The following is a 17,254-nucleotide window of genomic DNA, read 5'->3' as shown; positions in this document are numbered from 1 at the left end:
CGGATGAAATTCGTGAATATCGACAGCGTGCTCCCGGAAGAGGTCGCGATCGCGGGCGAGCACACGGATCACTTCCACCGCCCCGCGGAACGTGATGCCGGTGTCGGCCCGTCGTGTATGGGGTCGAAAACAGGGTACAGCCTTGTCGACGCCGACAGGGCGCTCGCGGCAGGCGTGTCGCCCTGTCGCAATTGCTACAAGGCAGTTTTCGAGTACCTCGCCCGACAGCCGGACAGCCCGGTCGAAGCCCGGGGTGAGGACGCCGAACCCGACCTCGACGCCGTTCCCGGCGACGAGGCCGAGCTCGAGGCGATCGCCGACGGCGGCGGTGAGGCGGCCTCCAGACCGACTGCGCCGCTCACAGCTCGCACCGAGACGGTGCGGATCAAAGCCGGCGCGAGCAAGGTCTACCACGCGCCCGCCGCCGACGGGACGCTGTGCGGGGAGCGCGGGGCGGGGTATCGGTCCGTTCCGTACGCCTCCGTCGACGGCCACTACCGCCCGTGTGAGCGCTGCTTCGATTTATAACACCTCACCCCTCCCCCTGTGCTGTCAAACTCCCATACGCGCGTGCGCTGGGCTGTTGCTCGGATTCCGCAGCCGCGATCGCCGACCGCCGACACAACCCCCCGCCCCTGCGGTCAGATTATCCGCGCGCGCATACGCTCCCCTCTGAGAGCGGTGGTGACAGAGTCCGAGGCGAGGGATTTCACCGACCCTCACATATTGAATGAGACAAAAGCAACGGGCCTCACGGCAGCGCGAGCCTCAGGGCGGGAGGTGTCGATCGTACACGTTCCGACGGTGGCCGACTGCCTCTACTCGGAGGAGGTCGGCGTCGCGATCCCACGTGATGATCGCCCGGTAGTCACCCGCTCGTAGCTTGTAGTACGGGAACCCGGACAGCGGCTCCAGACGGTGTTCTGTCCACTCGGTCGCCTCGTCGATCTTGTTCATCACGCGGTCGGCGACCTGCGGGTCGAGGGCGTGGAGGTGGTCGAGCGCCTGTTCGGTGTACTCGACGTCAGTCATCCAGGCCGAGCCGTTCGCGGGCTTCCTCCGCCGACACCGTCTCGCCGCGCTCCGCCTGCTTGCGGCTTGTCTCCAGGTCGGCGAGCGTCTCCTCCGACAGCGTCGCCGGTGGGTTCAACCAGTCACGGAGGGCGTCGCGGATCGCTGCCGATCGCGACGCGTACCCCCGCCGGGCGTACTCCTCGTCGATCTCCTCCAAGATCGCCGCCGGGACCCGGACATCGATCTTTTCCATTCTGTCGGTGTCACCACCGTCGGTGTCCGTGCTCATACTGTGTGCGACGCGTGTCTCACACATAAGCTCTCGTACTCACACCTGGAGGGGGTGGGGGGTGGTCGGCATAGAGTTTAAAGCGCGTGCGCGTACGGAGATCGCGGGAGAAGTTTTGTTTTTCAGGTTTAGACGACCTACCCCGCCCCTGAGGTTCGTTTATTCCCGCGCGCGGCCGGTCCTCCTTGTGAGCGAGAGCGAGCGTTTCGGACGCGGTCGATTTCAGCCGCCCGGCATTTTTCGAGTTGTGTCTCTCGCGATGAAGTCGCGTGTGCGTGTATAGTCTCGACGCACCCCAGGGGGACCCCTCCGATCCATTCAACGACGCACGCGCGTATCCAGCGCCGCAGTTGGGCGCACGCGTCGACGACGGACAAGCGAAAGGGTCTGTTCGCTCCAGGTGTCGGGCACCGAACCCCGGGGGATCGAACCCCGAGACCGGCGCTTCAGATTCGCGAAAGAATTCGACATCGTCGTGGCGGCGATCGGGCGTCGGGGCGGTGGTCCGCAGCGCGATCCGCGGTGATCGCGGCGGCGGCGAACTGGCGGCTCCACGCCCCCGCGTATTCGACTCCGAGGCGCAGGGGTGCCCCGCGTGTGCGACCTCGATGGTTGAGGTCGACTTTCTTGGGGAAGTCACACATCCGCGAACGGGGCGGACTCTTGGACAGGGACACCCTCCCAACGGACGGGGAACGATACAGTGCCATTCAAGTCCTTACCCATAGCGGGCCGGAGCGTGTCGATCTCGGTACTTGATGCGATGAGCGAAAGGAACCACGCGTCCACTCTCTCACCGGGATCAACGCGTGGGGGGCCGCCGTACGGGTAAGAGGCGAGGTTAGTACCGCCGCTGTCTGGGAGCAGCCATCCCGGCGAAACTTCCTCTCGTGCCGTGCCGTCTTTCGTCGGGATCTCCAACTCCGAGACAGCCTGCCAACTGAGTTCTTCGCCCGCTGTGATCCCGAATATGACCGGCTGTCGGGGCGGTGACTGAACGGTGTCTGAAATGTTTTCGGCACGGACTTCAACCAGCGCGAATAACGACTCTGACGGCGCGGGCACCTGGTCGCCTTCCTGATACCCATCGGGGAGGTGACGCGCGGTTCCGGTTACGGGTATAGCATCAAACACCGCGACACTCATCGGGTTGTACGCGAACCACCCGGAGGAAGCCCACTCGTCGGCGGCATAGACCTCGTAGGTCTCTGTAGTCTCAGTTTCGGTGGGCGTTGCTGACTCTCTTTGAGTCGTGGATACCGTGTTGGTTGTTGTTGCTGCGGTTTCTGATTGGGTAGCACAGCCGGAGAGCATTACGGCGCTGAGCGTGGCCAACCAACGTCGGCGTGAAAACCCTTCCCGAGGTGGGGGCATAAAAAGATGAGTTTCAGCCGACCCGTATGATTCATTTGATTCGTTGTGGGGCGGAGCCGGGCGGTCTCAGGGCCGGAAGAATTCCCAATGCGGGTGGTCGCTGTGATCGTCGTAGGGTCCGGATCGCATTCGATCGGCCCGTCGCGAGCCGGGCACGACGCACCGGTCTCGTCGACGGGCGCCCCGCACCACTCACAGATCGGTCGGCCGGCGGTCGGCATAGGAGAGGGTTCGAACTACAGCGCGATAAGGAGTCAGTTCGCGACAGACGCGCGTGCGTGTCTGAGTCTATAGGCAGCACCCCGGGGGGCCTGCTCTTGTTCCGAAATGCGCGTGTGCGTAGCCCTCCCGAACAAGAAGAGTCGCGAGGACCTACTCCTGGTGCAGGTGGATGTGCACCTCGCCGTCGCTCGCCTCGGCGAGCTGCTCGACGAGCCCGCGGCCGCCGTCGGCCGCGACCTCGGTGGGCGCGGGGGTTGGTGCCGGGCGGTCGTCGACGTCGTGGTCGCAGCCACAATCGGGGCAGCGCGTCGTCGAGGCGTACCGGCCGGCTGGGTGGTCGCGGTGCGTGTCGAACTCCGTTCCGCAGCGGTTGCAGGTTAGCAACATTACGGGTTCTCGGTTTCGTGCGGACCGGATAGCTCCTCCCGCTGGAACTCCCCGAGGTGGCGCTGTCGGAGGTCGACGAGCGCCTCGACGGTCCGGCGTCGACCGACCCGCTCCAGGGCCTCGCGCTCGGCGGCGGTGTAGGTGGCGGCGGTCATTCGTCGGCGCCGCCGTTGCGAGCCTGTTCGGCCGTCTCCAGGAGCGCCGCCGCGAGCCCCTCGGCCTGCTTTGGGGTCAGGTCTTGGGTCCCCGCGATCGTGGTGTCGGCGCCGCGGAACACACCTCCGACATTGAACGAGAGGTTCACGACGCCGGGGTCCGACGGGTGGATCTCGTAGAAGCCTTTCAGATCCTCGGCGTCGTCGCGGTCGTCGAGCGCGAAGCCCACGATCCCGGCCTCGACTCTCGCCCACACGTCGGTCGTGTGCTTCCGCCACTCGGTGTCGTCGGGGTGGCCGCGGGTGGTGAGCTCCGGCGTCGGCGCGATCTCGTCGTCGGTCTCGGCGTCGACGTCGCGTGCTTGAACAGTCGGTTCGTACTCGTCGCTGTCGTGTGAGCCTTGAATAGGCTCGGTGGTCTTTTCGGACATGGGTCGTAACCCGACCCACCTCGTCGGGTGCTCCAACACCCGGCGGTTTCTGGAACCGGCTCGGTGGGTTAGGTGTCACTTGAGACGCCACAACTAAGTAAGTTACTAACATATTCTGAGCTGTATGGTTACGACCCTGAATATCACGCTCGACGACGACGTCGCCGAACGGGCACGGAGAGTCAAAGACGACCGCGGTCTGACCTGGGCGGAGTACGTTGAGGTCGCCGCCGAGGCGCTGGAGGACAATGACTGACGAAGACGATGTCTACCATCCTGCTATAGATACGATCGCCATAGGAGAGGCAGAATACGGCGTGAAGATGGTCTTCCGCGATATAGGATCGGACGAGATCGTCGAGATCGGGATGGACGAAGATAACGTCAGGCGGCTGTACCACGAAGTCGACAGAGGGAAACAGATCATAAGGGATGATGGCGAGAAGTAACCCCGAGGAGACCCGGTCTCGGCGCGACCGCGTGGGGTTGCACGCGGAGAGATCCGGCTTCAAAGATTTGCACATCAACCCCCCGCTGTCGATGTGTAGAAACGCGGGTCCGGGGTCACCCTTCTGTGACATATTTCTCAGGAGTCCGGTAGGTATTTATATTCGACACCTTCTGGGCGGCCGCTCAGTCGCCGCAGGGGCACCGCGATACGCGGGGGTTGTGCAATAATGCGGATCGCTGACACCGAGGATCGCGATCGGTTGTGGGAGATGCTCGTCGAGTGCTCCAATCAGTCGACCAAGTCGAAGGCGGTCGAAGACGCCGCCCGATACTACTGTCGGATGCGTGGCGCGCGTGGCTACAACAGCGCCGTCAAGGAGCTTCTACAGAAGGCCGACGAGCAGGGCGGTGTTACTGCCCACGAGATCGCGGAGATCCTTGACGCCAGGGAACTCCCCGTTGAGTACGAGACATCGATCGAGATAGGCGAGAAGTGAGCTGTAGTCTGCAGTTTGCAGTTAGAGCGTGTAGCCTGCCCCGCAGCTTGATCTGCTGCGGGTGCTTCGCGTTCTATGTTTGCCAAAAAGTGGAGAGGTTGGCGGGCTATACCTTCGTTTTCGCTCGTTTATGATGGTTTAGTCGCCTGTTTCTGATTTCCACCCTGCGAGCATCCAACTTCCTGTACTGACGAAACTGAGCACGATCATTACCAGCGTATTCCAGGTAACGAACAACTGGGGCAACGCCGGGTGGATCTTGCCAATGAACGCTGCGATTGCGAACAGTTTCGTCAGAACCAGGAATTCGATAGCTGTCTGCCGGTACGCCTGTGCGGTCACTGTCTGGTTCTGTTCCTATACTGTTCTGTGAATCGAACCGACCATTCAAGGAAGGTTTTAAACTGTCCGGCGACAACAAACCGGACGCACCTTCCAAGGCTTCCTCCAATGGAAGCCTGCACTGCCCGAAACGGAAGGGCGCTTCAGGACAGGAGTCAATTCGGTCGTTCACCCCAACTGACGACCCACATCGCCAGTTGGGTGCGATTCCTGTTTCACCGACGAACCCTACTTCGTCGGGTGCCTGTTCATTCGATTGGGTTCCCGGGGTCATCCCGGGCAACTTCTCCCGAAGCTCACTCCGGGTCAGACTTTCCTGCTCAGTATTACGAGCTGTATCATCTTAAAGCTATGGGCTGTCTTCACATACCACAGGCAAGGTTTACCATATCAAGAGATAACATATACCATAGCGCCTGGAACTAACGGCATACTTTAAGTAATGCGTGTGCGTGTGGGACACTATGACAAGCCGTGAGGCGAGATGCGACAGAGTGGGAAGCGCCGATCCAGGTACTGTGCCCGAAGACAGTTGCCCTCCAGAGATCCGAGAACAACACTTGGACCGGGAGAGAGGGATCCTTACGAGGAAGGATCGAGAGCTTCTGATGGATGAACCTGAGGACACAAACACAAATGCCCAGGCGGTCAGAAACCGTCGGTATCAGATCCGGAAGAGGGTCAAAAATTCGATCAAAGACTTCGACATACTCTCGCGTTGTTGGGAGAAAAGGGACCGAGAACTTGTATTTGAGTCATTAGTGAACAACAAGCGGGGGTACCTCAAAGAAGTCGGTATATTCCTATACCTTGGATTTCAGGACTTGGGGGCCGGAAAGAAACGGTTTCTTAAGGAAGTAATTGAGGAAGCAGAACACCGACGCGGGAACGCGGTGGATGTTACTGTCTCTGCTGAATTCGGGGAGAGGTTGTCATATCACATTGATGTGGACGAGAATGCTTCTACCCCACCGGCAGACGCAGACTGATTGGCCGACAGAATGGATCGATGTCGAGGTATATAACACCGGAAGGTTAGGGTCGCAGGATCTCGCCCCCTCAGGGTAAAGGTGGAATCGCGGAGAGCATCGACAGCCGGGGTCTCTCGGCTGACGTCAACACCGAGACCGTGGTCAAAAAAGTAGGCGCGGGGGGGTAGTTTGATGATTCACTGGTGAATCACTCGGCGTATGGTCCGCTTCGCGTTCTCTCTCGAAAAAGATGCGAAGGAATGGGTTGAATCACTTGCCGACGAACATCAATTATCCCAGGCAGAGGTTATGCGGCGGATTCTCGGCGGTCTGAGGGAGAGTGATTCAGACCGTGTAACACGTCTGATTCAGGGTGAATCACTGCGTGATTCAGAGGTGACTCACCGTGATTCAGTCGGCGATTCAGACGTGAATCAGACTGAATCACGAGTTGATACAGACGTGAATCACAGTGATGCACCGAGTGATACACGCGCGTCCCTTGAGGAACGGGTCGACGCCCTGGAGGCGCGCGTCGAGGACCTGGAGGCCGGCGGTGGCGACGCGATCGCGCCGGCGCCGTTCGCGATGGACACCGCAGCGGACGTCGAGCCCAGCGACGCTGCCGTCGACGCCCTGGAGGCCTCGGGGTGGTCCCACGGCCGCAACCGCGAGGAGCGACAGCGCGACGCCGCGGTCGCCGCGTGGGCGCTGGAGGTCCTCCGGGAGCGCGGCGACGAGCTGCGGAAGGCCGATTTCCCCCTCGACGCCCTCGACGACGAGCGGAAGGTCGACACCGTGTGGCTCCAGGTCATTCGGCCCGCGCTTCTCGCCGTGGCGGAGGAGACCGGCGCCGTCGAGGTCGGCGAGAGCAAACAGCGGTACCGGTGGGTCGGTGAGTGACACGCCCTCTCCCCCGTGTGCTGTCAACTCCCCGTACGCGCGAGCGTTCGCTCTCCCCCCGGAGTTGCAGACTGCAGAGAGTTTTCGGCTGCAGGTTGCAGCCGGGTGGGTTCTGCAATCTGCAGCCTGCAGTGAATTAAATTAAAGCTATTCTTTAGGCGGGGCCCAGACATCCTGCAGCGTGTCGTGCGCCTCCGCCATCACCCGAGCACGACGGTCATTATTGGCGTTTTGCGCATTTTCCAACATTCGGATCACTTCATCAATTGTGTCCTGGCTTTCAGAGGGCGCCGAGTCGATTTTCCGGAGTTCCTCGAGGGCGACGAAAAAACAAGAGTCACGGAGGGTGACACCTGGTCCTGCACTATCAGGCTCGTCGTAGCCGGCGGACCCGGGTTGGGCACTCCCTTCCCGGGTCACATCAATTGCCTCTGCGAGATGCTTGTTATTAGTCTCATCTTCTCCATTCACATATTCCATATAAGCCACCTGACCGACACTTCGTTTTCTTACTGATTAACAATTGTGACGGCGGGGTATTATATTATAAGCACTTTTCTGTGCTTCTATGGGGGTCACGGCGGCTTTACTCCAGAAAGGGCGCTCGGTCCTCGGGGGATACCTGCTCCTCTCGTGCATCGGCTATTTCGCTGCCACAATCGCCACCGGGATGGTCGCAAGCAGTACAGGGTTGTTTCTCGGCGTCGTCGCGGCGTTGTTTGGCGTCGTCGGTTGGTGGCTTTTGTTTCGCGGAATTCCGGGGACGGCGCGGCAAATTATCTCGTAGAATCCGTCCTTCGGGTGGGAGATTAGGGTCATATTCTTAATCGCCTGTATCGGTGATTCGATTAAGGAGGTTCGGGGGGCCTTAATTGACGCGTCACGCGACAAATTGGTCGGAATTGGGCGAGGAGTTGGTCGGCATTGGCCGGCGGGTGATCGTGATTTGTGTGTCTACTCGAGGACCGTGGGAGAAGAATTTCCAGCGAGAGCCCCCCCGACGGCCCGATGAATCCACGCGACGGTGTCGAATACCGGCCGGAACCCCACGGTTGTCGTGTGGTGCCGGAATAGAACTATGGATTCGTTACCTCGCTCCGTCGGAGGAGGTGTCGTTTCGGAACCGCGTCGGCGCAGTCAGGATGACAGTCACCGAATACTGCCGCGTGGCGCCGTCCGCTACGAGGTCATCAGTCTGAACCCGATCACCAACAACCCCAGTAGGACACCGAGGACGATTTCCGGCCCGAACCAAGCGACGAACAGGTCAACTATATTGACCATACGCCGAGGTGGGCGCGATTTTAGTTAAAGAGGCCACGCGCAGCGCGAGGGGCGTACCACCAGGAACACTACCAGGGAGAACCAGGAGACGGCCCCCGCGTCGCTACCAGGGAGCCCACCAGGAAGAAGGGGAGCGCGGCGGTCGGGAGACCGGCTGGTATACCCACGGCTGGAGACCGCGGGCGGACGACGCCGGTCTCCCGGGTGTTATCCCGGGGGTCCGGACGCCTCGACCGCCTCCGGAGCGGGGGGTGCACCCACCGGGCGCGTGCTCGGCGCCGGTGAACCCGTCTCGGACGCCGTCTCACCACCCGCCACCCGGACATTCCACGTATAGTATTCCTTAGACGGGCCGTGTCCGGCTGTCGCGTCGACAGCGTCCTCGCGACGGGGGAGGTCGACCTCGCCGGCGCCGGGTTGGTCGCCTGGGCCGTACACGGTCGCGACGCCCTCGCCGGCGCTCACACGCTGGAGGTACCCGGCCTCGGCGAGCTCCGCGAGCACACGCCGAACCTGCCGGCGGGAGACGTCGACCGCGTCGGCGACGTCGGCGACGGTGAACCGGCGGCCGAGACGGCGGTACGCCCGCGCGATCTCGGTCGCGGTGTCGCTGTAAGTCTCGACGACTTGGGCCTCGCCGACGACTGGGAGGTCCTCCCGCAGCGCGCCGGTCCGTGCGACGACAGTTGCGCCGGAGTCCCCCCTCGCGAACCGCAGGATCGCCTGCATAACCTGGTCCTCGGTCATATGCTGGAGGTACGCGTCGCCGAGGTCGGAGTCGTACGACAGCTCCCCGCCACGGGCGCCGTCCCGGGAGACGTCGACGGCCTCGGCGTCGAGGGCGGCGAAGCGTTCGATCGCGTCGTCGCCGTAATGCTGGCAGCCGAGGACAGCCCCGAGACGGTGGGCGCCGAGGTCGTTCGCCCCGGCGAGGTTCCCGAAGTGCTCCCACGCGGCGACAGCGTCGTCGAGGCGGGCGTCGTTCTCCAAGACCTCACGAACGCCCTTCGACGTGATCGCGGCCGGCCGCCCGACCGCCTCGGGGGCGTCGCCCCGCTGTCGCGGCGCGTCGATCCCGGCGTACTCCTCGGCGATCGCCTGCAAGAGTGCGGCGTCGCCGTCTGTGTCTTTCGTTCCGGGGTCGCCCGAGTAGTACCGCGGTCGGTCCGACGCGCGGAGGACGCGGAGGTCGAGGGCGTCCTCCAGGAAGGCTGCGCGCTCCGCTGGGGTGTCGTGTATGTCGGCGGTCTCGACGGGCTCGCCGAGGGCCACCCGCCACAGCTCGGCGCGGCCGGTGGCGTCGAGGCCGACGAGTGGGGTCTCCTCGCCGCCGGCGTGGGTCCGGGCCGGCGGGTTGTGGAGCCGCGCGCCGTGGCCGTTCCGGTCGAGGACAACCGTCGCGCGCTCGCCGGTCTCGACGACGTCGACGGTGGTCCCCTCGGTGGCCTCGTCGTCGAACGCCCACGCTGAGGTCCCGACGCGGGTCGCGTTCTCCGGGGCGTCCTCGCCGGTCGGCGTCGCGATCGCCTCCAGGAGGTGATGCGCGTCCGGGTGTGCGTACCCGTCGTCCGCCCACGCCGCGAGGACCTCGCACCCCTCACGCCCCCCACGCAGCGCTTTCACGGCGGCGCGGAGCCGCCCCTCGGCGCCGTCGGCGCCCTCAGCAACGGCTTCGACAGCGCCGGCGACGAGGTCCGCGAGGTCCCCCGCAGCGGGGAGCTCCTCCAGGTCCAGGGCCTCGACCGTGGGTGTGGCGTCGCCGCCGCGAGTCGCCCGCTCCAGGGGCTCGGCGACGGCCTCGGAGGCCCACTCGGCGACACCGGCCGCGGGGTGGTGGCGATCGACGGCTCCGAGCGCGGCCGCCAGGTCTCCAGCGACGGCCGCCGGCCGCCCGTCGCCGACGAGCTCCCGGAGCGGGGTCTCCAGGCCGAAGGTGTCGAGGAGGTCGGGGTCGACCTCGTCGAGGACGGTCGCGGCGCCCTCGCGGGCGTCGAACAGGTCGCCGAGCCGCCCCATCGTCGCGAGCGCGTCGTCGACGCTGTCGACGGTCTCGCCCTCGCCGTTGAGCCACGCGCGGACCCACTCGTCGCCGAACAGGTCCGCCTCGTACATATCGCGACGGTCGTCGACGTCCGCGCGGAGCGCGGAGGCGAGCCACCGGGCGTGGTCGTCGGCGTGGTCGTCGAACCCGTGGGCGTACGCCTCGCCGACGAACTCGTCGAGGACGACGGTTCGGGCGTGTCGCTCGCGATCGCCGTCGGGGCCGGTGTCGTAGGCCGTGCGGACACTCGGGACGTGGGCGTGGGTGTAGGAGCCGATAAGGAGGTCGTAGGGGTCCTCGGCGTCGGCGGCCTCCTCCCACGCCTCCGAATACGGACACCCGCCGCTGTCGGCGCCCTCCCCGTGGTCGTGCTCACACGGCGGTTCGGCGCCGAACAGCCCCCGCGCCAGGGTGTGAATCTGTCGGGGCGTGTACCCCAGCTTCCGGGCGGCAGCGAACGCGAGCGCCCACGCGACGCCGTGTTCCCCGTCCCGGGTCGGGCACGTGGCGCGGTTGAGGTCGACCTCCTCGCGGTCCTCCTCGTCGTCCTCAACGAATATGTCCGTGGGGTCGACGTCCTCGTCGGCGCCGTCGACGGCGGCCTCTAAGAGGCTCCAGCGTTCCCGGAGCGGCGTCTTGTCGTGCTCGCGAACGTAGGCCTCGGCGGCGTCGAGGACCTCGTCGCGAACGCGCTCGCCGGCGAACACCGGGAGGACGAACGCGTCGACGCCCCACTCGGCGGCCTTGTCGAGCCCCTGTTCCTGGAGTTCCTTCCGCGGCGCGAGGTACGACAGCGGCCGGTCCCGCGCCGCTTTGATCGTTCCTGTCGTCTTACCAAGCGCGGGGAGCGCCGTAACGACGGTCGGCGTGTCGGCGTCGGAGGCGGCCTCCCGAATCAGGGCCTCAACCTCCTCACGGGCGGCCTCCAGGGCGTCGACACCGACGCCGTCGACCTCGCGGGCGTCGAGAAGCTCCTCGGCGGGCGGGAGCTGCGGCGTGAGGTCGCGCGCCCCGTCGAGCGCCGGCTCCCACCTCGGGAGCGGGGCGCCGTACTCGGTCCGGGCGCGACGGTACGCCTCGGTGAACGCCTCGCCCTCCAGCGGTTCGGTCGCGTCGGCAAGGAGGCCGCTGTCGAGGGCGACGAACCGGAGGACGTCGAGGACGCGCTCGGTATCGGCGTCCCACACGACCCCGCTGTCGAACACAAGGACCGATCCACCGGATTCGGACAGCCGCCACGCCGGATTCATCGCGCGGACGGCGTCCCCGCCGACCGCGTCACCGGTGGCGGTGGTCTCGGTCGCGATCGCGTCCTCGTCGAGGTGGTCGAACCCGACCTCGCCGATCACGTCGAGGACGGCTTCCCACTCGGCGATCGCGTCGGCGGTGGTGTAGTACCGCGGGAGCGGGGCGCCGTACTCGGTCCTCGCAAGGGCGTACGCCTCGGGATAGGTGTCGGCGCCGAGAGACCCGCCGCAGCCGTCGGCGAGACCCTCCAGGACCGCGACAGCGCGGACGGCGTCGACCTCCGACCCACACGCCGGACACGCGAACGCGTCCTCGTCGGCGGGGGCGAGGCGGTCGTCCTCAACGTCAGCGGGCGTCACACGGCCGGCGGCTTCCCACGCCCGGTGGGCGTCGACCGTGGCGGAGACCTCGCGCGGGTCGTCGTCGTACTCCTCGGCCTCCTTGTCGTCCTCCAGCTCGGGAATATCAAACCCGAGCTCCCGTAGGTGGTCGACCGCCTCCCACCACGTCGCGCCACATACAGCTTCGGGACACTCGGTGTCGCGGACGAGCCCGGCGTCGATCGCGGCCATCACCGCGGGGCCGCCGCGGCCACCGCGGCCACCCATATCGACCCACTTGTCGCGATCGACGAAATTCGCCGTTCCGTCGTACCCGGCGGGCGCCCAGGTGGGGGCGAAGTGGCGTCGGTCGCCGCGGTCGTCGAGCCACTCGCCCACGATCGTACGACCGGCGACGCGGCGAGCGTCGAGGCGGTCGAGCGCGTGGTATATATCGCGAATCTCGGCGGTCGTCTCGTCGGCGCTCGTCGCCGTCGGCTCGTACTTCTCGGCGTCGAACGCGTCGAACGCCTCCGAGGGCTCCTTACCGACGACATCGTCGTACTCGGGGAACGCCGCCGCCGGTCGCGCCGACCGCAGCAGCGCCGCGAGGTCGCCGCTCCAGGGGCCGGTTACGAACTCGTCGAGGTCGTTCTCCAGGTCCGCCGGCGCGGGTGGGAGCGTCACGCGGACGTCGAGGTCGGCGCGATCCTCCAGCGCGTCGGCGGTATTCAGGGCGCCTCGGAGCCCGGCACCGACCGGCGACAGCGCGGCCGAGACGGCCTCGCCGATACTCTCCGGCTCCAGCTCCCCGGCGTCGTCGCTGCGGACGCTGTCGGCGTCCGCGACGACGGTCACACGGTCGACGGCGTGGGCCTCCAGCGCGTCGACGAGCGGGTCGTAATGGGCCTCCTTGAACTGTCGGGCGACCGGCGACAGGACCGCGTACCCGAGCTCCCGGGCGGTGATCGCGTCGGCGATCCCCTCCGCGACCACGACGTGCGCGCCGTCCGCCAGGGTGTCGAGGCCGTAAATCGGCTCGTCGAACGGGACGCGGGCGTCGGTGTGGCGGAGCTTCGCGTACTTCCCCGCCTGATAGTCGGCCGGGTGGCCGCCGTACCCCTCGGCGCCGCCGCCCTCGCCGCCGGTCGCCCTCGCGATCGCGTACGCGGGCTCCCCGTCGGCGTCGTAGTAGGGGAGGACGTACCGCCCGGCGAACGTGGTATAGAACCCGCCGCTGTCGGTCTCGCCGACGGCGCCGGTCGCGAGGATCGCCTCCCGGGAGTGGCCGCGGTCGTGGAGCCACGCGACGAGCTCGTCGACGTGCTCTGGCGGCGCCCACCCGAGGAGGAGGCCGTCGACGGTGGCGTCGTCCCACCCGCGACGCTCGGTGAAGTACTCCCGAGCGGTGGTCGGTCGGTCGGGGTGCTCCCCGTCCTCGGTGTGGTCGGCGATCGCGTCGTCGACGCGCTCGTTATAGAACCGGAGGACGTCCCGCAGCGCCTCGACGGCGGCCTCACGGTCGGCGGCGTCCGCGTCGGGTTCTGGAGCCGGGTTTTCGGCGGGGTTCCCCAGGGGTTCACGCCCCGAAGAACCGGCTCCTCCAGTGTCTATATCGGCCGAATCCGGCGTTTCCGCGTATTCGGCGCCGAGCCGAACGCCACCGAACGCGCCGGTGTCGTCCTCGACGAGGACGCCGGCGTCGATCGCGTCGTACACGGTCGCCTGGGCGGCGGCGACGCCGACCGCGGTCGCGTCCGCGAGCCGCTCGGCGAGCTCCAGGGCGGGCGGTGCCTTGGCCTCGATCGCGGCGAGGACATCCCGGAGGTCCGCGACCGTCGCGCCGCCGACAGCGTCGGTCGAATCGCTACATTCTGCGTCGTCGTGTTCGTAGTATTCCGTCATTTGGGCGTATCGCTCGCCCGACGCCGCGAGGACGTCGCTCCGCTCAGAGTAAACGCTCCGCTACCTGGGGAAGCGCAAACTCTTTGTCGGAGCCTCGCGAAGAACCTGTTACGAGAGCTCCCGAGGACGCCGGTTCCCAGCCGGTCGCGCCCCGTGAAAGGGGGTCCCCGGGAGTTGGGTTCTTCCCGAAGGCGATTGCTTGTTTGAGTGCCTTCTGCGTCTCTACCACCATCCGACGGCGGCCTGGTATAAAAAACGTCAGACGGGCACCGCCGGTTAGGAAAATCCGCGGGGTCGTGGTCCGCTGCGAGGTGTCGGCCGAGCGGGTCACTCAGCCGATCGGGCCACAGCGGGACGAACGACGCGCCGCACGCCGGACACCGGAGTAGCTTCAGCCGTTCGTTGTCGTGCTGGGGCCGCCCGCGGTCGATCAAAAAGCCGCTCTCGGAGTCCTCGACGACGAGCTCCCGCCACGCGTACCCCCGGAGCCACGCCTCGAGCTCGCGCTCGGTGTCGGCGTCGATCTCCTCGTCGTCGAGGTCGACGAACGCGATCAGGTGCGCGAGGGTGAGCCTCGGGGCGCGGTGGAGACACCGCCGCAGCGTCTCCGCGTCGACGCCGAGGGTGTCGGCGATCGCCTCGGTCGTGGGCGGCTCGTCGATCATTCGCTCGCCCCGTCGGAGTAGACGCGCTCAGACACGACCTCGGCGTGGCCGCTCGCCGAGCGCGCCGACAGCGCCACCTTGAGCGCGCCCACGGGGATGCTAACGCGAACGCCGACAATATCCCGCCCCGAGACCTCCGACGGGGCGACGGGTCGCGTTCCGCCGTCCTCCAGGACGTTCACATCCTGCACGTCGGCGCGTGGGTGGGCGAGGAGACGGCGCCCGACGCCAGCCTCCGCGGTGAACACGGTCGCGCGATCCTGGTCCTTCGCGAACCGGACCGTCGTTTCCTTCTCGGCGGGCGTGAGGTCGGGGTGCTCCCGGACGAGGCCCCCGAGGTCCTCGGTGGCGGCTTCGGCGCTCATTCGCCACCTCCCAGGTACTCCGCGGCGACGTCCTCCAGCCGCCCGGCGATAGCCCCGCCCTCGACGCTCCCGTCGGGGTGGATCACGTGCTCGTCGCCGAGCTTCTCCGCGACGAGGACGGCCTCGCCCTCGCGGACGTCGACGTCGACGCGACAGGATTCTTCGAGCCGCGTGCGGAGGCGTCGCTGCGGCTCCGATAGCTCCAGGCCGGTCGACCCCTCCGCACCGGCGGCGTCCCCCTCAGCGCCGTCCTCGCCGTAGGCGCCGACCCGTCGGAGCCGGCGCTGCGGGAACGCGAAGGTTCGACACGCCGCGGGAAGCTCGATCGCCTCCGGCGGCTCCCACTCGGGGTGGGCGGCCTCCAACTCGTCGCGGAACGCCACCACGATCACCGCGTCGCCCGGGTCGTACGCCGGGTTGTCCTCGGCGACGGTCGCCACTTGTCCGGGGCGCCGGACCGTCCACTCGTCGATCGGGACCGGCGGCGTGTTCACCACGATCGCCTCGTCGCGGTCGGTGCTGTCGTCGTCGGCGTCGACCACGATCGCGCCGACCTCGTCGACGCCGTCGCCCCGCCGGCGCTTCTGTTCGGTCCTCGCGTCGGGGACGCTCCCGGTGAGCGTCGCTCGTTCGGAACTCACCGGCCGCCACCTCCCGTGGTGTCGAGTCGATCCGCTGGGAGCCTGTACGCGTTCACAGCGCCGAAGGAGACGGCGTCCCGGACGTCCTCGACCGAGCGCCACCCGTCGAGTGTCGCGTCCACCTCCTCCAGGTAGACGGCCTCAACCACGGGAGCCGCGGGGTCGTACCCGTCGTTCACGTCGGCGACGGTGGCGCCGTCGAGCCCCGGGATCGGGTGCTCGTCGGCTCGACCGTCCGGGTGGATAGCGACGACGAGCAACTCGTCGCCGTCGTGCTCGCGATCGCGGACGTGGTCGCCCGCCGCCGGGAGCGCGGTCGTCGTGCCGCCGTCGGCGCGGAGGTCCGGCTCGACGCTCTGGTGGGCGTACTCCTCGCGCCACCCGGCGGAGGCGTCTCCGCGGACATAGGCGTCGTCTCGCGGTCGGTCTGTGTCGATTCGTCGTCGGTCTGTCGTCGTGTGTGGTCCGTGCAACTGCTTTTGGAATCGGGACGCCGACCACGACCGAACACCTCGGAGAAGGGGAAAAATCCATATCCCCTCGGACGCTTCCTCCGTGTGTACGGTCGTCGCCGTACGTCCTAACTCGATAGTTCTCGACCGGTCGCACCACCTCAAACGCCGGAAACCTGCGCCAACAGGCTCCGGCCGGTGCGAACCGGTCGGGGCCGATTCTACGTCCGCCAGCGACAGCGCCGTCGCGGGGACGTCTCCGGTGCCGGCCGCGTGGTCCGGGCGGGGCCGGCGCGTTCTATCTGTCAATATGGACAGGTTGCGGGGCACTTAATAGTGTCGCGAAGCGGGACCCGAACCGCTGTAAAACAGTTTGATTGTGAAACTGTGAAACTGTGAAATTGTGATTTTCCGCGGCGTGAAAAGCGATTTACGCTGCGTAAAGCTACAACTACGCGGCGTTAAATATACGGGGTTGGGGGCTGTATCGGCTGTTATGTCGACGAATAGGACGCTCCCGCCACACGAGGTGGTTGGCATCCTCGCCGACCGCGACCCAGATGTAACCCCGGTGGCGACGTCCTCCTACGTCGCCGAACAGGCAGGAGTGTCGAAACCGACGGCGCTATCTCGGCTTCGCGACGTCGAAGAGGACGGCCGCGTCCGGCACGCGGAGCTCGGACAGGCGACCGTCTGGTGGCTGGAGGAAGACCCGATCACCGCCAAGCGGGCGCGGGAAATGTTTGGAGGCAAAGGCCCCCACGAGGACACCCTCGACGTGATTGACGCCAGCGACGAGCTGCGGGAGCGCGTTGAGGGGGTTCGTGCAGAGGACGAAGACCTGGAGGCCACGGTCCGCCGGCTCGTCCGCGAGGGGGCACAGGCGTCGACTCCGGCGGCGAAAAAAGAACGCAAAGCGAAGTGGTGGGCCGAGACTTCTCTCCTCGCGTTTCTTCTCTTTGCGGCCATCCTCGCAGTCGCCGGACAGGGGCTTAGTAGCCCGCTGCCTATCCCACTCGTCTCGGTGACGGGCGAAGACGTGCTCGCGGGGGGGCTGCTTGTCATATTTGCGACGTACATTGTGAACCGGGCCGACGCCGCAATCGCGGCGAGGGGCGAGCGGGGCGGCGGGGAGGAGGACGAATAGAATGGACTTCAGCGGTCGGTTCCCGCTCCGGATGAAATTCGTGAATATCGACAGCGTGCTCCCGGAAGAGGTCGCGATCGCGGGCGAGCACACGGATCACTTCCACCGCCCCGCGGAACGTGATGCCGGTGTCGGCCCGTCGTGTATGGGG

The 17,254-nt window shown here is 66.2% G+C and carries 20 protein-coding genes; 8 read left to right on the top strand and 12 right to left on the bottom strand.

Going from position 1 to position 17,254, the window contains the following annotated elements; translation table 11 throughout:
- Positions 1 to 528: hypothetical protein (locus H5V44_RS17170; protein ID WP_221625818.1), on the top strand; the 528-nt coding region annotated here is incomplete at its 5' end.
- 240 nt (positions 529 to 768) lie between these two features.
- On the opposite strand, the gene H5V44_RS17165 is transcribed toward H5V44_RS17170, so the two are convergent.
- The 6 genes from H5V44_RS17165 to H5V44_RS17140 form a co-directional block, all read right to left on the bottom strand.
- Positions 769 to 1,032 (bottom strand): type II toxin-antitoxin system RelE family toxin, encoded by a 264-nt coding sequence (locus tag H5V44_RS17165; RefSeq protein ID WP_185194364.1) that lies wholly within the window; start codon positions 1,030 to 1,032, stop codon positions 769 to 771.
- Positions 1,025 to 1,303, bottom strand: a complete 279-nt coding sequence (locus H5V44_RS17160) for a ribbon-helix-helix protein, CopG family (protein ID WP_185194363.1) — start codon at positions 1,301 to 1,303, stop codon at positions 1,025 to 1,027. The genes H5V44_RS17165 and H5V44_RS17160 overlap by 8 nt, the downstream gene beginning before the upstream one ends.
- 636 nt (positions 1,304 to 1,939) lie before the next feature.
- Complete coding sequence (locus tag H5V44_RS17155) at positions 1,940 to 2,638, bottom strand: hypothetical protein (RefSeq protein ID WP_185194362.1); 699 nt, start codon at positions 2,636 to 2,638, stop codon at positions 1,940 to 1,942.
- A 411-nt stretch (positions 2,639 to 3,049) separates the two neighbouring features.
- The gene (locus tag H5V44_RS17150) at positions 3,050 to 3,286 is read right to left on the bottom strand and encodes a hypothetical protein (RefSeq protein WP_185194361.1); all 237 of its coding nucleotides are present in this window, start codon (positions 3,284 to 3,286) and stop codon (positions 3,050 to 3,052) included.
- Entirely contained in the window at positions 3,286 to 3,441 is a 156-nt protein-coding gene (locus tag H5V44_RS17145; protein WP_185194360.1) for a hypothetical protein, read from the bottom strand. Before H5V44_RS17145 ends, H5V44_RS17150 begins: the two co-directional genes overlap by 1 nt.
- Positions 3,438 to 3,872: a hypothetical protein gene (locus H5V44_RS17140; RefSeq protein ID WP_185194359.1), complete on the bottom strand. Its 435-nt coding sequence runs from the start codon at positions 3,870 to 3,872 to the stop codon at positions 3,438 to 3,440. Before H5V44_RS17140 ends, H5V44_RS17145 begins: the two co-directional genes overlap by 4 nt.
- Before the next feature lie 124 nt (positions 3,873 to 3,996).
- Here H5V44_RS17140 and H5V44_RS17915 point away from each other — a divergent pair, with 124 nt between their 5' ends.
- The 5 genes from H5V44_RS17915 (at position 3,997) to H5V44_RS17120 (ending at position 7,035) form a co-directional block, all read left to right on the top strand.
- On the top strand, positions 3,997 to 4,128 hold the full coding sequence (locus H5V44_RS17915) for a hypothetical protein (RefSeq protein WP_281381298.1): 132 nt from the start codon (positions 3,997 to 3,999) through the stop codon (positions 4,126 to 4,128).
- Positions 4,121 to 4,321, top strand: coding sequence for a hypothetical protein (locus tag H5V44_RS17135; RefSeq protein WP_185194358.1), 201 nt, complete (start codon positions 4,121 to 4,123; stop codon positions 4,319 to 4,321). Before H5V44_RS17915 ends, H5V44_RS17135 begins: the two co-directional genes overlap by 8 nt.
- A gap of 228 nt (positions 4,322 to 4,549) precedes the next feature.
- Positions 4,550 to 4,819, top strand: coding sequence for a hypothetical protein (locus H5V44_RS17130; protein WP_185194357.1), 270 nt, complete (start codon positions 4,550 to 4,552; stop codon positions 4,817 to 4,819).
- A gap of 806 nt (positions 4,820 to 5,625) precedes the next feature.
- On the top strand, positions 5,626 to 6,150 hold the full coding sequence (locus H5V44_RS17125; RefSeq protein WP_185194356.1) for a hypothetical protein: 525 nt from the start codon (positions 5,626 to 5,628) through the stop codon (positions 6,148 to 6,150).
- A gap of 444 nt (positions 6,151 to 6,594) precedes the next feature.
- Positions 6,595 to 7,035: a hypothetical protein gene (locus H5V44_RS17120; RefSeq protein WP_185194355.1), complete on the top strand. Its 441-nt coding sequence runs from the start codon at positions 6,595 to 6,597 to the stop codon at positions 7,033 to 7,035.
- Positions 7,036 to 7,182: 147 nt separating this feature from the next.
- Here H5V44_RS17120 and H5V44_RS17115 read toward each other — a convergent pair whose 3' ends face one another.
- Complete coding sequence (locus H5V44_RS17115; RefSeq protein WP_185194354.1) at positions 7,183 to 7,524, bottom strand: hypothetical protein; 342 nt, start codon at positions 7,522 to 7,524, stop codon at positions 7,183 to 7,185.
- Between the two features lie 79 nt (positions 7,525 to 7,603).
- Between H5V44_RS17115 and H5V44_RS17110 the strand changes: the two genes are divergently transcribed.
- Positions 7,604 to 7,822 carry a hypothetical protein gene (locus H5V44_RS17110; protein ID WP_185194353.1) on the top strand — a complete coding sequence of 73 codons (219 nt, stop codon included), beginning with the start codon at positions 7,604 to 7,606 and terminating at the stop codon, positions 7,820 to 7,822.
- A gap of 704 nt (positions 7,823 to 8,526) precedes the next feature.
- Here H5V44_RS17110 and H5V44_RS17105 read toward each other — a convergent pair.
- Genes H5V44_RS17105 through H5V44_RS17085 form a run of 5 tightly spaced genes read right to left on the bottom strand, consistent with a single transcriptional unit; the run spans position 8,527 to position 15,977 of the window.
- A complete protein-coding gene (locus H5V44_RS17105; RefSeq protein ID WP_185194352.1) occupies positions 8,527 to 13,833 on the bottom strand; it encodes a FaeA/PapI family transcriptional regulator in 5,307 nt (1,768 codons plus the stop codon).
- The gene (locus H5V44_RS17100) at positions 13,830 to 14,498 is read right to left on the bottom strand and encodes a hypothetical protein (protein WP_185194351.1); all 669 of its coding nucleotides are present in this window, start codon (positions 14,496 to 14,498) and stop codon (positions 13,830 to 13,832) included. Before H5V44_RS17100 ends, H5V44_RS17105 begins: the two co-directional genes overlap by 4 nt.
- Entirely contained in the window at positions 14,495 to 14,863 is a 369-nt protein-coding gene (locus tag H5V44_RS17095; RefSeq protein ID WP_185194350.1) for a hypothetical protein, read from the bottom strand. Before H5V44_RS17095 ends, H5V44_RS17100 begins: the two co-directional genes overlap by 4 nt.
- Complete coding sequence (locus tag H5V44_RS17090; RefSeq protein WP_185194349.1) at positions 14,860 to 15,504, bottom strand: hypothetical protein; 645 nt, start codon at positions 15,502 to 15,504, stop codon at positions 14,860 to 14,862. The genes H5V44_RS17095 and H5V44_RS17090 overlap by 4 nt, the downstream gene beginning before the upstream one ends.
- Positions 15,501 to 15,977: a hypothetical protein gene (locus H5V44_RS17085; RefSeq protein WP_185194348.1), complete on the bottom strand. Its 477-nt coding sequence runs from the start codon at positions 15,975 to 15,977 to the stop codon at positions 15,501 to 15,503. The genes H5V44_RS17090 and H5V44_RS17085 overlap by 4 nt, the downstream gene beginning before the upstream one ends.
- A 382-nt stretch (positions 15,978 to 16,359) precedes the next feature.
- Between H5V44_RS17085 and H5V44_RS17080 the strand changes: the two genes are divergently transcribed.
- Positions 16,360 to 17,103 (top strand): hypothetical protein, encoded by a 744-nt coding sequence (locus H5V44_RS17080; protein ID WP_185194347.1) that lies wholly within the window; start codon positions 16,360 to 16,362, stop codon positions 17,101 to 17,103.
- Positions 17,104 to 17,254: the final 151 nt, after the last annotated feature.

This window comes from Halobellus ruber, from assembly GCF_014212355.1.
Taxonomy (GTDB): Archaea; Halobacteriota; Halobacteria; order Halobacteriales; family Haloferacaceae; genus Haloquadratum; species Haloquadratum rubrum.
This window is presented reverse-complemented; position numbering and strand designations above follow the sequence as displayed.